Here is a 13,656-nt window from a genome sequence, read left to right as displayed (position 1 = left end):
CTCGGAACCTAGATCCAGCCCCGCATCGTCACCACGCCCCCGGATATTTCATGGCTCATCGCATCCTCGTCACCGGAGCCAGCGTGGCCGGCTGTACCCTCGCATGGTGGCTCGCCCACCTCGGAAACGAGGTCACCGTGGTCGAACGGGCACCCGCCTTCCGGGACGGCGGCCAGAACATCGACGTGCGCGGCGTCGGCCGTGAGGTACTGCGCCGGATGGGACTGGAACAGATCGCCCTCGAACGCGGAACGGGCGAAACCGGAACCGCTTGGGTCGATGGCGAGGGCCGGATCGCCGCTCAATTCCTCGTGGACAGGGACGGCGGCGACGGACCGACGGCCGAGATGGAGATCCTGCGCGGGGACCTCGCCCGCCTTCTCTACGAGGCCGGGCGCGACACGGCACGGTTTCGCTTCGGTGACAGCATCGACAGGATTGACCAGGACGGGGAGGCGGCGACCGTCACCTTCGCGAACGGTCGCACCGAGCGCTACGACGCCGTCGTCATCGCCGAGGGTGTCGGTTCGGCGACGCGCGAGCTCGTCTTCCCCGGCGAGAACGATCCGCGCTGGATGGATCTCGTCATCGCCTATTTCACCATCCCGCGCGTCGCCGACGACGACCGGCTCTGGCGCTGGTACAACGCGACCGGTGGCCGGAGCGTCTCGCTTCGACCCGACCGCAACGGCACCACGCGGGCGATGCTGTCCCTCCGGCAGCCGCCGGGGAACGAGCAAAGCTGGGACAGCGACCAGCAGAAGGCGTTCCTGCGGGAGCGCTTCGCCGGTGCCGGCTGGCAGACCGGACGTGTCCTCGCCGGCCTGGACACGACGGAGGATTTCTACTTCGACGTCCTTCGCCAGGTCCGGATGCCGCGCTGGTCGAAGGGCTGCGTCGCGTTGGTGGGTGATGCGGCCTGGTGCGCCACGCCACTCGCGGGCATCGGCACCACCCTCGCCATCACCGGCGCCTTCGTGCTGGCCCACGAGCTCTCGCGGACCGCCGATATTCGCTCAGGATTCGATGCCTACGAGAGGGCGATGCGACCGATGGTCGAGCAGGGCCAGGGCGTCCCGAAGATCGCCCCAAAACTGGCGAACCCGAAAAGTCGCCTCGGCATCCGCCTCCTCCACGGTGCATTGCGGTTCGCCAGCATGCCCATCACACGGCGTATCGCGGGAAAACTGTTCTCGAATGCGCCGAAGGCACCCGACATGTCGCGTTACGACCCTCCGACCACGGCTGACGAGGGGCCATCCTCCACGCTTCGGACAGTTTGATCGCTGCGCGACGATAGCGCCGGGATCCGACAGGGCCAGCCGAGCGACGGACACCGGACCGAACGGCCGGGCGACTCCTCACCCTCAGCGCAGGCGCGCGGACATCGTCGTCATTGGCCCAGGGCAAGGGTGAGGCGGTAACGCGCCTGGCTCACCCGGACCCTCACGGTGCCGACGGGGCACCCGAGCACGGCGGCCGCCTCCTCATGCGTGAGTCCATCCACCGTCACCAGCAACAAAGTCTCTCGCTCCTCCATGGGAACGGCATCCAGGGCGGTCTGCAATGCGAGATGGGCGGCCCCTTGCTGCTGGTTGCCAGCCGCCGAGTGTTCGGCCGCGACGGCACCGTCGAAATCCAAGATCCGGCGCCTCACGCGCCTGTGCTTGTTGTGGTGGATATTGCGCAGGATCGTGAACAGCCACGCCACGAGGCTGGTGCCCTCAGCGAACCGGGAGCGCTGTTCCCAGGCCCGCATCAGCGTGGCCCGGACCATGTCGTCGGCCTCCACGATGTTGCCGGTGCGCGGGAGAGCGAAGCGGCGCAGGCGTGGCACGAGGGCGATCACCCCGTCGCCGAACGTCTTCGAGACCTGCCGCTCCGCCTCCGCGTCGAGCAGGGCGGCTCTGAGCCGGAGCAGAACCCTACCGAGCCGCGTATCGGCCTCGACCGTGCCCGCTCTGGGAATGAGCTCTTCAAGTCTTCGTCCAAGCTCATCCTGCACAGGGGGATTCGAGCCATCTGGATATGAAGATTCTTTAGCTTCTGTGGTGACGTACATTCCGCAGATACGTCCTTGTACCGGATAGCGGCCGGAGGTCGCCGTGCTTCTACGGTTGAGAATACGTACGCGCTTCTGGATGATCGCTCACGTTCACGTCAATGATCCAGATATACCAGTCTTTCGCTTTCACACATCGGAACCGCCGGCCACCCCCACCTGTTAGAGGCGGGCTTGATACAGGCGGCACGGAAGGCGGTCGAAGGTGGTTGGCGGCGGCAGGCATGAGCTTCGGCGGGTCGGCGGGCGCAAGGACTGTCTTGTCTCGATCGTCATGACAGGCGGCCACACGGAGGCCGCCCGCCGGAAGCTCAACGAGCACGAGCATTCCGCAGACGTTGTCCAGAGCCGTAGCGACAGTTTCCCCTTGCTCTGAACTGACGAATAAAAATCACTCTACTAGTAGATTTGCATCATTGCTCGGCAGTGAGCACGAGCCACTTGAGGGGTGTGTCAGTCGCTGAGGCATTGGAGCATCCCGTGAGCGCGCGAAAGACGACCGATGCTTCCGACAAGCTCAAGGCCTCGGTGAAAGAGGCCATCGGAAAACTGGTCGGAGATCCAGAAGTCGAAGCCGATGGCAGATCTCAGCAGAAATTACTGAAACCCGACGTGAAACCGAAGACCACCCCAAAGTCGTAGCTTCGGCGGACCGTCACGCTTCACGAACATCCTTCACGACAAGAACAGGAGAGACATCATGGTCGATGCGGATCGCATCACGGGCGCCGCCAAGGAACTCGGCGGCAAAGTGCAGGGCACGGTGGGCGACCTCACTGGTTCGAAGCGGGATTCGGTGGAGAGCCGTGCCCGTGAGGCACAGGGTGCTGCCGAGAACTTGTATGGCCAGGCCAAGGACACCGTGCGCGACGCGGCCGACCAAGTGGTCGATACCGCCCGCGACATCGGCGGCAAGGTTCGCGACACGGTCGGAAACCTGATCGGGTCCGACGACGTCGAGGATCGCGCGCGCCGCGCGCAGGGCGCCGCTGCCGACACCTACGACCGCGCCGAGCGCTCCGTCCGCAGCGCTGGCCGCGAGGCCTATGACCGGGCCGAGGACGCCTACGAAAACGGCGGCAATTATCTGCGCCAAGGCGGCCGCGAAGCCAGCAACCAGATCGCCGAGCACCCTGTCGCCGCCCTGCTGGTCGCCGGCCTCCTCGGCTACGGAATCGGCCTCCTCATCCACGGCCGCGACTGACGCTTAGAGCGCTCTCCGCCGAAGTGGATGCCGGTTCGGCGAAAAAGAGCGCGGCAAAACAAAGGCCTGGAGATGTGCCCCGACCCAACGTGGTCGGGCGCAGCTCTAGCGCCGCGATCGATCGTCCCGACCGCGCCGTGACCGCGCGGTCGGACCCATGAGTTCACCCACCCCCGAACGACCGAGCTTCTCGGACGACCGACGACCCGGAGTACCAGTATCGTGTCCACTTCCCCCCTTCTTGCGACCTCATCCACCCCGGCCGCCGCCGACACCCGCACCGTCCTGCTGAACCAGGTGTCGTGGGGCGCGATCTTCGCCGGCGCCGTCACCGCCCTGGTGACCCAGGTCATCCTCAACATGGTCGGCGTCGGCATCGGCCTGTCCAGCGTCGGACCGGTGGCCGCCGACAACCCGGCCGCCTCGACCCTGTCGCTCAGCGCCGGCATCTGGTTCATCGTCTCGGGCATCGTGGCCGCCCTGGCGGGCGGCTTCATCGCCGGGCGTCTGTCGGGCAAGCCCGTCACGGGCGCCGCCGGCCTGCACGGCCTCGTCTCCTGGGCGGTGACCACCCTTGTGGTGCTCTACCTCCTCACCTCGGCGGCCGGTGGCCTCATCGGCGGAGCCTTCTCCGGCGTGACCAGCACGCTCGGCGGAGCCGGCTCGCTGGTCGGCGGCACCGTGCAGACCGCGGCCCAGGCCGCCGCCCCGTCGCTGTCGAAGATCACCAACCCGCTCGACGGCATCGAGCAGAGCGTCCGCAACCAGGCCGCCGGCCAGGACCCGCAGGCCGCCAAGGACGCCGCCGTCGCCGCGATCCGCGCCCTGTTCACGGGTGATCCGAGCCAGAAGGCACAGGCCGAGAACCGCGCCGCCGACGCGTTGGCCAAGGCCCAGGGCATCCCGGTCGACCAGGCCAAGACGCAGATCCAAGACTACCGCAAGCAGTACGAAGAGACCGTCGCCACCGCCAAGCAGAAGGCTGAGGCTGCCGCCGTGGCCACCAAGTCCGCCGCCACCCAGGGCGCCTTCTACGGCGCGCTCGCCCTGATCCTCGGCGCGCTCGCCGGCTTCTTCGGCGGTCGCCTCGGCGCCCCGAAGCTCCACACCCTCGCCGACAGCTACGGCGCCCGCCGCGCCTGAGCCGATCCCCGGCCGGTCACCCGCGACCGGCCGGACCTCACCCTACGATCCTCATTCTCGAACCGAAGGAGCATCCCCATGAGCAGCACCACGGACAAGCTGAAGGGCCTCGCCAACGAAGCCGCCGGCAACGTCAAGCAGGCGGCCGGCAAGGTCACGGGCAACGACACGCTGGTCGCCGAGGGCAAGGCCCAGGAACTCAAGGGCGAGGCCCAGCGCACCGTCGGCGAGGCCAAGGACGGCGTCGCCTCGGTGGTCGACACGGTCACCGGCAAGCGCTGACCTCACAAACGCTGACCCGAAAGGGCGGGCCCCGACCCGATCCGGGGCCCGTCACCTCCATCAATTTCGAACCTGGGAGTATCTCATGAACGGCGACCAGTTCCGCGGCGCGTCCCGCCACCTCACGGGCCGCGCCCAGACCGCGCTCGGCGGGATCACCGGTGATCCCGCCCGTCAGGTGCGCGGCGCCGTCAATCAGGTGGCCGGCGGTGCGCAATACGCCTACGGCCGGGCCCGTGGCCGGGCCGAGGATTTGGCCCAGGATGGCCGAGACATCGCCCATGAGATCCGGGATCGCGCCGGAAATCTCGTCGAGGACGGACGTCACCTCGTTGACGAGGCGCGAGATCGGGCCGGACACCTCATTGCCGATGGGCGCGACCTCGCGCGTCACGCCCGCAAGCGCGGCACGACCTACGGCCGGCAGGCCGTTCGCTACGCCGACAACAACCGAGCCTCCGCCGTGTTCGGCCTCGCCGCCGTCGCTTTCGCGGTCGGATGGCTGTCCCGTTCCAAGCGTTGATCCCTCGTCCTCGGAGACCATCCCATGATCCGCAAGCTCCTGACTGCCTTCCTGCTTCCGAAGGTCATCGCCTATGTCAGCCGCCGCTTCGGCGGCCGGTCCGCCGCCCCGCCGAACCGTCGGGGCTACTGATCCGGTTTCGGCATTTCCCCATCGTACGTCAGGAGACCACCTCACGATGAAGCTGACCTTCGCCCTCGCCGCCACCTTGGCCGCAACCCTGATCGGGCTTCCGGCCCAGGCCTCCCCGGCCACCGTCTCTCCGATCGAGGCGCTGGTCCGTGGTGACCTGCCGACCGGGTACGTGCAGCACCGTCGCTTCGGTCATCGGCACGGCTGGCGTGGCGGGCGTGGATACGGCCGGGGCTACGGCCATCGTCGTGGCTACGGCTACCGCCGTGGTCCCGGCGTGGGCGCCGCCGTCGGCGCAGGCGTGGCAGGCCTTGCGGCGGGGGCCATCATCGGCGGTGCCATCGCCAACTCGCAGGCCCAGGCCGCCCCGCGTGGGGTCCCGGCCGAGGCCGTCGCAGCCTGCGCCCGCCGTTTCCGCTCTTACGACGCGGCCAGCGGAACCTATCTCGGCAACGACGGCGACCGTCACACCTGCCCCTGATCCATCGATGGGGCCCGGACACGCCCGGAAAATGCCGGCGTCGCTCCGCCCCGGCTCCCGCGGCACTCCTTTCAACGCCGGCTCGGCTCCCATGCCGGGCCGGATTTCCGCGGGCGGCCTTCCGCCCCCCACTCCCCACCGACAAGGACGACAGATGAGCAAGGGCTATCCCTCGATGACCGCGTTGCTGGGCCTGTTGGCCGTGGCCGGCTACCAGAACCGCGACAAGCTCGCCGAACTGCTGAAGGGGCACGATGCCCCGTCGGCTCCGTCCCTGAGCCCGAACCACGGCACCGTCCCGCCGATTCCCAACACCAGCGCGAACACCGGCTCCACGGGCGGCCTCGGAAGTCTTCTGGGCGGCCTCGGCACGGCCGGCGTGGGCGGGCTGATCGCCAGCGGCCTGAGTGAACTCGTCGATCACTTCACCAAGGGCGGTCATGGCGAGACCGCGACGTCCTGGGTCAACCAGGGCGCCAACCGCGACATTCCCGAGGCAGATCTGGAACGTGCCATCGGCACGGACACCCTCGACCACCTCACCCAGCAGACCGGGCTGAGCCGCGCCGCGCTCCTGTCCCGCCTCTCGCGCGAGCTGCCCTCGGCCATCGACCGCTACGCCGCCGACGGCCGCAAACCGGCTTAAGGCCAGACTTGCAGGCCAGACCTGCCCGACACGATGCCACGATGCGGCCGGCGCATGACTGCGCCGGCCGCATACGACGCCGGGCGATGCCGCGCCGGGGTTCGATCCACCGCCTTCCCCGACACCGCGAGACCCTCATGGCCATCGACTACCGCTCGGAACTCCGCCGACCCTTGCCCTTCAGCCTCGCTGTCGTGGCCGCGATCCTGCTGGTCTGGCTCATCGTCGCCTCCATCGCGGGCGCACGCCAGCGCAGTGCCCGGGACCATCGGATCGAGGACCTGCAGAGCCAGCAGACTGCGCTCCGCGCCGATCTCGAGCGGCAGGTCTCGACCGCCGGAACCCTGAATGCGCTCCAGGCCAAGATCGCCACCGCCCAGCAGCAGGGCCAGCAGGCGAGCCAGGCCGCCGAGCAGGCGACGTCGCGCGCCGCGGCCCTGACGCAGGAGCAGCAGGCGGCTGAGGCCAAGGCGGCCGAGGCAAAGAAGACGGCCGAGGCAGAGGCCCGCAAGCTTACCGAGCTGCAGAGCCAGGTCACGCAGGCCGAGGGAAAGCTGACGCCGTTGCGCGAGGCCATCACCACCGCGGAGACATCGGCGGTGGACCGCGCCCGGGATCTCGCCGAGGTCGGTCGCCGTCTCGAGGACGCCCGCGTGCAGGAGGCCAAGCTCCGCGCCGATCTCGCGACCATGACCCAGGAGGCGACGGCCAAGACGGCCGACCTCGCCAAGGCCGAGGAGCGCCAGCAGAATGCCCGCGAGGCCGCCGCCGCCGCGCAGAAGGAACTGGCTGACGCGCGTGCGGCGACCGAGCAGACCACCAAGCAGCGCACGGAAATCGATCAGGCCGTCGGCGAATTGAGCGCCAGCAAGGACAAGCTCACTGCCGAGATCGGTCTCGCCAACCGCGACGCCCAGCAGGCGCGCGAGGCCCTGGCGACGGTCCGCAACGACCTCGCCGAGGTCCAGGCGCAACGCGACCGCGTCGTGTCCGAGCGTGGTCAGGCCGAGCAGGCCTTGCAGAAGCTCTCCGCCGACCGCGATGCCGGCACCGCTGCCCTCGACGCGCTGCGCAAGCGCCAGACCGATGCGCAGGGAGAGTTGGCCACGCTCACCGAGACCCTGGCCACCCGCAACAAGGAGGCTGCCTCCATCGACGAGCGCCTGGCCTCCGCCCGGCAGGATCTGAGCGCCGCCCAGGCGAAGCTCGCCGAGACCCGCCAGCAGCTCGCCGCTCCGCCGGCCGTGGCGCCCGGCCAACCCGCCACCAATCAGCCGTCTCGTTGAGGCAACAACGACCCATGCGAGCACTGCTTGCGTGGGGCGTCCATCCGGCCCTGTCCCCTATGAAGATCGCAGCATGACCATCCGTATCTTAGCCCTGACGGGTCTCGCTCTCGTCGGAGCTCTAGCCATGACCCAGCCATCCGCGGCGCAGGAGGGCCCCGAAATGGAGGCCATGCGGGCGAGCTGCGGCGGCGATTACCTGCGACTCTGCGCGGGAATGAAGCCCGGCGGCCCTGAAGTGAAAGCCTGCTTCAAGCGCAATCGCCCGAACCTTTCGGAAGGATGCTCGAGCGCCATCGCGGCTTATGAGCGGTCGCGTGGCCGCTCCTCCGACGACGCCGAAGACTGACACGTAAGACGACAGCGCGTGCCCCGTCTTGCCCGGTGAGAGTGGCGTCAGGGACGTGCGACACGAAAAACACAGAGAAACGGATCGGATCCATGACCAAGTTCACCAAGGCCATCACCTATGCCGTGGCCGTCGCGGCCCTCGTCACGCTGGTGGTCGTCATCGTCCAATCGACGAGCATGCTCGCAAGCTCGTAGCGGGCGATGGGACGACCAATGTTTCGGAATGGCCTGCGGCATGTAGAAACGCCGCAGGTTCCTGTCGCGAACACGAACGACGACCATAATCGAATAATCGGCGGATGAAGGAACGGTATTGACGCGAACTTGTTTCTTGCTTCCAAGTTTAAGTCGGAGGCATGCATGCGTCGCGTATCATCTGTCCTCTCGATCTTCAGGAAGCGCGCCAATCCTGAACAACCTCCGCAAAAGTCATTACGGTCAAGCTCTCCTGTCGCGCCCCATCCTCTGAGCGAAAGTCTCATCTACCCGATGGGACAAAGCTATAGCTGGGGCGGCCCATCGACGGCGTCACATGGCTTCGCGCCGGCTATAGGCTATGACGGCTATCATGGCGGCAACGGCTACTGATCTTGTGACGAAATAAAATCACGGCTGAGTCTGGAACAGGAACCCCGTGACTATCTAACCGACGGCGAGATTGAGGGTGCGGTCGGCCGGCGAGAGCCTGACCTGGGAACCCCATCCGAATGGCAGGAAATCCTGCTCGATACCGTCCGCGAACACGACGCCGCCGTCGTTCATCCGCGAGGTGATGAGGAGCCCGGCGTCTTTCAGCTTGCCGGCGCGCAGCCGCGTGGTGCTGGCGACGCTGGGGAAGGGCTCGCGCACCCAATAGCCCACCGCCGCCTCCTCGGTTCCGAGCGGGATGGTGAGATGCGTCGCCTCGGCGATGGAGCGGGCCCATCCGGTGATCCCGGTCCCGGAGGCCACGATGAGCCCGCTGGAGGAATGATCCTCGGCCTCGTCCGCCGTCTCGATCCGATAGCGTGCGGATTGGTGGCTGCGATGCCCGACGAAGATCTCGTTGAGGGCAAACAGCGTCTCGCCATGGTCGAGGATTGCCCGGACCATGGTGCGACGCTCGATCGTCGCCGCACCGTTCACGCTGGCGGGGAGGAGAGCGCCCAACCGCTCGACGGCGATGCGGGCGAGGATACCGTCATAGAGGTCTGGCGCCGGGTTGATGCCGATGACGGGCTGCGCTCCGAGATACTTCGCCACATTCGCCACCAGCCCATCCTGCCCCACGGCGACGATCACGTCGTCGGGGGCGAAGAGGAAGCGGTCGAGATCGGCCCGCCGGACCAGGGCTTGGCGCCACTCGTCGGGAACCGAGGCCCGCGCCTGGGCGAGCACGGCGTGGAAACGCTCGTGGCGCTCCACCACGTCCTCGAGTTTCTGCCCGCGGCTCTCGAGGAAGAAGCGCGCCTGGCCGCTGGTGGCGTGGCGTGCGATCAGAGCCTCGTAATCGGTCTCGCGGATCACGAAGACCGCGCGGTGGGTGAGGGCGGCCATGGTTAGCGCGCCTCCACCATCGGACGGGGCTTGTGGAACTCGCTCATCACGGCGGCCAGGAGGTCGGGCGTCACGCTGACATGCTCGATCGTGTCGAGTTTGCCCGCCAGTTCCTGCGCGGCGAGGCCGAGCAGAACCGCGGGCGGGAGGTCGCGGTAGATCGCGACGCGCTGCGCCTCGGCCAGGACCCTGGCCCCCTCGACGAGGCGGATGCGCTCCGCTTCCGCCATCGCCTCGACGCCTTGCGCCTCGGCGAGACCGGCGGCGCGGCTTCGCGCGTTCTCCGCCTCCTCGGAGATGAGGAGCTTCTCCCGGCGCGCCAGTTCCGTGCGCGTGGCGAGCTCGTTCTCGGCGATGGCGCGCTCCTTCTCCACGGCCAGCGCACGACGGGAGAAGGTCGCCTCGTCGGCCTTCTGCTGAAGCGCTTCGAAGGTCGGGGTCTGCAGGGCGCGTTCGAGCTCGCTCGTCGGCGCGAGGTTGGTAAGCCGCACCGACACCGCCGCGACGCCGATCTCGGCGAGGGACTGATCCGCCGCCAGAACGGTCTCCAATCCTCCGCGCAGGGGCTCGGGGCCGGCATCGAGGATGGCGCGCACCGGCTTGCCACCGAGATATTGCAGCACCGCCTGACTGGCGATGCCGGCGATGCGGGCCTCGATCTTCTCGATCGGCTCACCCTGGAACTTTCCGTTGCGAAGGCCGATGGAGAAGTCGATGCGGTTCGCCAACCGCTCGGGATCGACCACGTGCCAGCCGATCGTCCCCTGCACGGCGACGGCCTGGAAATCCTGGCTGCGGCCCCGCACGAACAACGTCATCTCGCGGTCGTCCATCGGCACTTCGGCGATGCTCGACGTCTCGGGGCGGAACCAGAACACGAGGCCCCGGCCGCTCTGCCGGATGCGTCCCTTGCGGTAGCGGATGACGTGGCTGCTCGCCTCGCTCCTCAGCTGCGCGACCAGGCCGATATTGCGGATCGTCGCCATGGAAATCCTCCTGTGCGTTCAGCGAGATGGTTGAAATCGGTAGAGTTCGGCCGGCCGGAACGACGTTCCGGCCTCACGCAATCCGGTCGGCGCCAGCCAGCCCCGGTCGAGCATTCTGCGTCGGAAAGCCGGCTTGTTGAGCGTGGTGCCGAGCACCGCCTCGTGCCCGTCCTGCAACTGGCGCAGGGTGAAGTGCTCGGGCAGGAGGGCAAAGCCCACATCCGAATAGTCGAGCTTGCCGCGCAACCGCAGGATCGCCATGGCCAGGATGGCGGCATGGTCGAAGGCGAGGGGAAGCGTCTCTCCCTTCGGCGACAGGGCCGTCACCTCTCCGCCCGTCTCGCCCTGCCACGGCACCGCGATGGTGGCCGGCATGAGGGCCGCCGAGCGCTCCAGCGCCTCGGCGAAGTCAGCCTCCGGCAGAAGAGCCAGATAGGCGACGCTTATGATCCGCATCCGCGGATCGCGGTCGAGGGCGCCGAATGTGTAGAGCTGCTCCAGATGCGCCCTGGCGATGCCGGCCTTCTCCTGCAGGACATGCAGGGCCGCCGCGTCGAGGGTCTGGTCGATGCCGACGAACCCGCCGGGCAGCGCCCAGCGGCCGGCATGCGGAAGCTGGGCCCGCTTCAGCAGCAGCGCCGCGAGCCGGCCCGCGCGCAGTCCCAGCAGGACGAGATCGACGGCGAGGGCAGGGCGCTCGTAGGCGGCGGGATCATACTCCGCCAGGAACTCGGCTTCGGTCACGGGATAGCCTTATATGCTCGATGCATCTTAGTTAGATGCATCAAGAATATAAGGCAAGAGGTGCGTCGCCGGGGTCCAGGGTTCCGGCCTCGTCCGGCGACTGCTTCCGGAAAAGGAATCGGCCACAGAGCTTCCGTCGCCCCAGGCACGAAAAAACCGGCCATCGCCTGGGGGGCGATGGCCGGTCTTCGAGCCGATGTGAATCAGGATGACGCGAACGGCGTGGTCAGTTCGGCAGCTTGTCGTCGATGCCCTTCACATACCAGTTCATGCCGAGGATCATCGGGTCGGGCGCGGTCTCGCCCTCCTTCACGGCGACGCTGCCATCCTGTTTCAGGACCGGCCCCTTGAAGGGATGGAGCGTACCGTCGGCGATCGCCTTCTTGGAGGCCTCGGCCTTGGCCTTCACGTCGTCGGGCATGTTGGCGAAGGGCGCCAGCACCACCATGCCCTCCTTGATCCCGCCCCAGGTGTCGTGGCTCTTCCAGGTGCCGTCGAGAACGGCCTTGGCCTCGCCGATCACGTAGCCATCCCAATCGTCGACGATGGAGGTGAGCTGAGCCTTCGGGGCGAAGCGCATCTGGTCTGAGGACTGGCCGAAGGCGAACTTGCCCTGCTTCTCCGCCTCCTGCAGCGGAGCGGCGGAATCGGTGTGCTGGGACAGGATGTCGGCGCCCTGCGCCAGCAAGGCCTTGGCCGCCTCGGCCTCCTTGCCCGGATCGAACCAGGTGTTCACCCAGACGATCTTGAGCTTGATGTTGGGGTTCACCGATTGCGCGCCGAGCATGAAGGCATTGATGCCGCTCACGACCTCCGGGATCGGGAACGAGGCGATGTAGCCCACCGTGCCGGTCTTGGAGAGCCTGCCGGCGATCTCGCCGCAGATGTAGCGGCCCTCGTAGAACCGCGCCGAATAGGTCGAGACGTTGGCCGAGCGCTTGTAGCCGGTAGCGTGCTCGAACTTCACCTTCGGGAATTTCTTGGCCACCTTCAGGGTGGGCTCCATGAAGCCGAAGGAGGTGGTGAAGATCAGCTGATGGCCCGAGCGCGCCAGGCTTTCGATGGAGCGTTCGCTGTCCGCTTCGGGCACGTTCTCGAGGAAGCTCGTCTCGACCTTGTCCGGCATCGCCGCCAGCAACGCCTTGCGGCTCTGGTCGTGCTGAAACGAGTAGCCGAAATCGGCCACCGGCCCGACATAGATGAAGCCGACCTTCAGCTTGCCCGCCGGCTTCTCCTGCGCCTGGGCCGCACCGAGCCCCAGCGCGAGCGCCACAGCGACGGCGACCCCCTTGATCATCCCCATATCACCGTCGTCCTCTTCGAAAAGCGCCGTTCAGCGGAACGGCGTGAACACGCGGCCGAGCGAGGCCGGGGCCACCGAGCCGCCCTGTCGTCGCCCCAGGGAGAGCAAGACGAGGGCCAGGATGGTGGCGAGATAGGGCAGGGCCGAGAGGGCCTGGCCGGGCAGCCCGAGACCCGCTGCCTGCGCGTGAAGCTGCAGCACCGTGGCGCCGCCGAACAGCATCGCGCCGGCCATCACCCGTAGCGGGCGCCAGGAGGCGAAGACGACGAGGGCGAGGGCGATCCAGCCGCGGCCGGCAGTCATGGCGGGGGCCCAGAACGGCGTGTAGGCGAGGGAGAGATAGGCGCCGGCGAGACCGGCGCAGGCACCGCCGAACAGCACCGCGAGGAACCGGACCTTGCGCACCTTGAGGCCGAGCGCGTGGGTGGAGGTGTGGTCGTCGCCGATGGCGCGGAGCGCGAGACCGGCCCTGGTCCGCCACAGGAACCATGCGATTCCGGCCACGAGAGCGAAGCCGGCATAGACGAACGCATCCTGTCCGAAGAACAGCCGGCCGATGCCGGGAAGGTCGGTGAGGCCGGGAATCGCGAGATGCGGCGCCGATTCCCGCTTCATGCCGACATAGGAGGCGCCGACCAGTCCCGAGAGGCCGAGGCCGAGGATCGTCATGGCGAGCCCGGACGCGATCTGGTTGGCGGCGAGCACCACGGTGAGGATTCCGAACAGGGCCGACAGAGCGAGGCCGGCGCCCGCCCCCGCCACCGCTCCGGCCAATGTCGAGCCCGTCTCCACGGCCACCGCGAAGCCCGTGGCGGCGCCGAGCACCATCATGCCCTCGACGCCGAGATTGAGCACGCCGGACCGCTCGACCACGAGTTCGCCGAGCGCCGCGATCATCAGCGGTGTCGCGGCGGCGACGATGGTGACGAGCACCATCTGCAGGACGTCGAGAGTCATGGTGCGAGCTCCCTTCGACG

Annotated in this window: 16 protein-coding genes; 10 read left to right on the top strand and 6 right to left on the bottom strand. The window is 67.9% G+C overall.

The genetic code is table 11. The annotated features are described in order from the left end of the window. The first annotated feature begins 50 nt into the window (after positions 1-50). Positions 51-1,283, top strand: coding sequence for an FAD-dependent monooxygenase (locus tag ACYQR9_RS19390; protein WP_461227750.1), 1,233 nt, complete (start codon positions 51-53; stop codon positions 1,281-1,283). A 110-nt stretch (positions 1,284-1,393) separates the two neighbouring features. Here the strand turns inward: ACYQR9_RS19390 and ACYQR9_RS19385 are convergent, their stop codons facing one another. Next, positions 1,394-2,005, bottom strand: coding sequence for a sigma-70 family RNA polymerase sigma factor (locus ACYQR9_RS19385; RefSeq protein WP_461227749.1), 612 nt, complete (start codon positions 2,003-2,005; stop codon positions 1,394-1,396). A 537-nt stretch (positions 2,006-2,542) separates the two neighbouring features. Here ACYQR9_RS19385 and ACYQR9_RS19380 point away from each other — a divergent pair. From ACYQR9_RS19380 to ACYQR9_RS19340, 9 genes are all read left to right on the top strand, one after another. Continuing rightward, the gene (locus ACYQR9_RS19380) at positions 2,543-2,704 is read left to right on the top strand and encodes a CsbD family protein (RefSeq protein WP_461223038.1); all 162 of its coding nucleotides are present in this window, start codon (positions 2,543-2,545) and stop codon (positions 2,702-2,704) included. A gap of 58 nt (positions 2,705-2,762) precedes the next feature. Next, positions 2,763-3,266, top strand: coding sequence for a CsbD family protein (locus ACYQR9_RS19375; protein WP_461227748.1), 504 nt, complete (start codon positions 2,763-2,765; stop codon positions 3,264-3,266). A gap of 222 nt (positions 3,267-3,488) precedes the next feature. Then, positions 3,489-4,409, top strand: coding sequence for a PhnA-like protein (locus ACYQR9_RS19370; protein WP_461227747.1), 921 nt, complete (start codon positions 3,489-3,491; stop codon positions 4,407-4,409). Positions 4,410-4,487: 78 nt separating this feature from the next. After that, the gene (locus ACYQR9_RS19365; RefSeq protein WP_056429224.1) at positions 4,488-4,691 is read left to right on the top strand and encodes a CsbD family protein; all 204 of its coding nucleotides are present in this window, start codon (positions 4,488-4,490) and stop codon (positions 4,689-4,691) included. A gap of 85 nt (positions 4,692-4,776) precedes the next feature. Continuing rightward, positions 4,777-5,214, top strand: coding sequence for a CsbD family protein (locus ACYQR9_RS19360; protein WP_207411830.1), 438 nt, complete (start codon positions 4,777-4,779; stop codon positions 5,212-5,214). Positions 5,215-5,392: 178 nt separating this feature from the next. Then, on the top strand, positions 5,393-5,827 hold the full coding sequence (locus ACYQR9_RS19355; protein WP_461227746.1) for a BA14K family protein: 435 nt from the start codon (positions 5,393-5,395) through the stop codon (positions 5,825-5,827). A gap of 154 nt (positions 5,828-5,981) precedes the next feature. Further along, positions 5,982-6,473, top strand: coding sequence for a YidB family protein (locus tag ACYQR9_RS19350; RefSeq protein WP_056425030.1), 492 nt, complete (start codon positions 5,982-5,984; stop codon positions 6,471-6,473). Positions 6,474-6,610: 137 nt separating this feature from the next. Further along, complete coding sequence (locus ACYQR9_RS19345) at positions 6,611-7,759, top strand: chromosome partitioning protein ParA (RefSeq protein WP_461227745.1); 1,149 nt, start codon at positions 6,611-6,613, stop codon at positions 7,757-7,759. A gap of 127 nt (positions 7,760-7,886) precedes the next feature. Then, a complete protein-coding gene (locus ACYQR9_RS19340) occupies positions 7,887-8,108 on the top strand; it encodes a hypothetical protein (RefSeq protein WP_419953806.1) in 222 nt (73 codons plus the stop codon). Positions 8,109-8,752: 644 nt separating this feature from the next. Here ACYQR9_RS19340 and ACYQR9_RS19335 read toward each other — a convergent pair. The 5 genes from ACYQR9_RS19335 to ACYQR9_RS19315 all read right to left on the bottom strand — a co-directional run bounded on the left by ACYQR9_RS19335 (position 8,753) and on the right by ACYQR9_RS19315 (position 13,636). After that, entirely contained in the window at positions 8,753-9,646 is an 894-nt protein-coding gene (locus ACYQR9_RS19335; protein ID WP_461223042.1) for an NAD(+)/NADH kinase, read from the bottom strand. Between the two features lie 2 nt (positions 9,647-9,648). Next, the gene (locus ACYQR9_RS19330; protein ID WP_461227744.1) at positions 9,649-10,632 is read right to left on the bottom strand and encodes an SPFH domain-containing protein; all 984 of its coding nucleotides are present in this window, start codon (positions 10,630-10,632) and stop codon (positions 9,649-9,651) included. Positions 10,633-10,650: 18 nt separating this feature from the next. Beyond that, on the bottom strand, positions 10,651-11,376 hold the full coding sequence (locus ACYQR9_RS19325) for an NUDIX hydrolase (RefSeq protein ID WP_461227743.1): 726 nt from the start codon (positions 11,374-11,376) through the stop codon (positions 10,651-10,653). A 226-nt stretch (positions 11,377-11,602) separates the two neighbouring features. Beyond that, complete coding sequence (locus tag ACYQR9_RS19320; RefSeq protein ID WP_311273914.1) at positions 11,603-12,673, bottom strand: BMP family ABC transporter substrate-binding protein; 1,071 nt, start codon at positions 12,671-12,673, stop codon at positions 11,603-11,605. A 36-nt stretch (positions 12,674-12,709) separates the two neighbouring features. Then, positions 12,710-13,636 carry an ABC transporter permease gene (locus tag ACYQR9_RS19315; RefSeq protein WP_056425047.1) on the bottom strand — a complete coding sequence of 309 codons (927 nt, stop codon included), beginning with the start codon at positions 13,634-13,636 and terminating at the stop codon, positions 12,710-12,712. Positions 13,637-13,656: the final 20 nt, after the last annotated feature.

Source organism: Methylobacterium sp. CM6241 (assembly GCF_054817845.1).
This window is presented reverse-complemented; position numbering and strand designations above follow the sequence as displayed.

What these genes read in the sequence shown, in the direction of transcription:
- ACYQR9_RS19345 (WP_461227745.1), top strand. Translation starts at nt 6,611, where the DNA reads ATGGCCATCGACTACCGCTCGGAACTCCGCCGACCCTTGCCCTTCAGC.
- ACYQR9_RS19360 (WP_207411830.1), top strand. Translation starts at nt 4,777, where the DNA reads ATGAACGGCGACCAGTTCCGCGGCGCGTCCCGCCACCTCACGGGCCGC.
- ACYQR9_RS19375 (WP_461227748.1), top strand. Translation starts at nt 2,763, where the DNA reads ATGGTCGATGCGGATCGCATCACGGGCGCCGCCAAGGAACTCGGCGGC.
- ACYQR9_RS19320 (WP_311273914.1), bottom strand. Translation starts at nt 12,673, where the DNA reads ATGATCAAGGGGGTCGCCGTCGCTGTGGCGCTCGCGCTGGGGCTCGGT.
- ACYQR9_RS19340 (WP_419953806.1), top strand. Translation starts at nt 7,887, where the DNA reads ATGACCCAGCCATCCGCGGCGCAGGAGGGCCCCGAAATGGAGGCCATG.
- ACYQR9_RS19350 (WP_056425030.1), top strand. Translation starts at nt 5,982, where the DNA reads ATGAGCAAGGGCTATCCCTCGATGACCGCGTTGCTGGGCCTGTTGGCC.
- ACYQR9_RS19330 (WP_461227744.1), bottom strand. Translation starts at nt 10,632, where the DNA reads ATGGCGACGATCCGCAATATCGGCCTGGTCGCGCAGCTGAGGAGCGAG.
- ACYQR9_RS19355 (WP_461227746.1), top strand. Translation starts at nt 5,393, where the DNA reads ATGAAGCTGACCTTCGCCCTCGCCGCCACCTTGGCCGCAACCCTGATC.
- ACYQR9_RS19365 (WP_056429224.1), top strand. Translation starts at nt 4,488, where the DNA reads ATGAGCAGCACCACGGACAAGCTGAAGGGCCTCGCCAACGAAGCCGCC.
- ACYQR9_RS19335 (WP_461223042.1), bottom strand. Translation starts at nt 9,646, where the DNA reads ATGGCCGCCCTCACCCACCGCGCGGTCTTCGTGATCCGCGAGACCGAT.
- ACYQR9_RS19390 (WP_461227750.1), top strand. Translation starts at nt 51, where the DNA reads ATGGCTCATCGCATCCTCGTCACCGGAGCCAGCGTGGCCGGCTGTACC.
- ACYQR9_RS19315 (WP_056425047.1), bottom strand. Translation starts at nt 13,636, where the DNA reads ATGACTCTCGACGTCCTGCAGATGGTGCTCGTCACCATCGTCGCCGCC.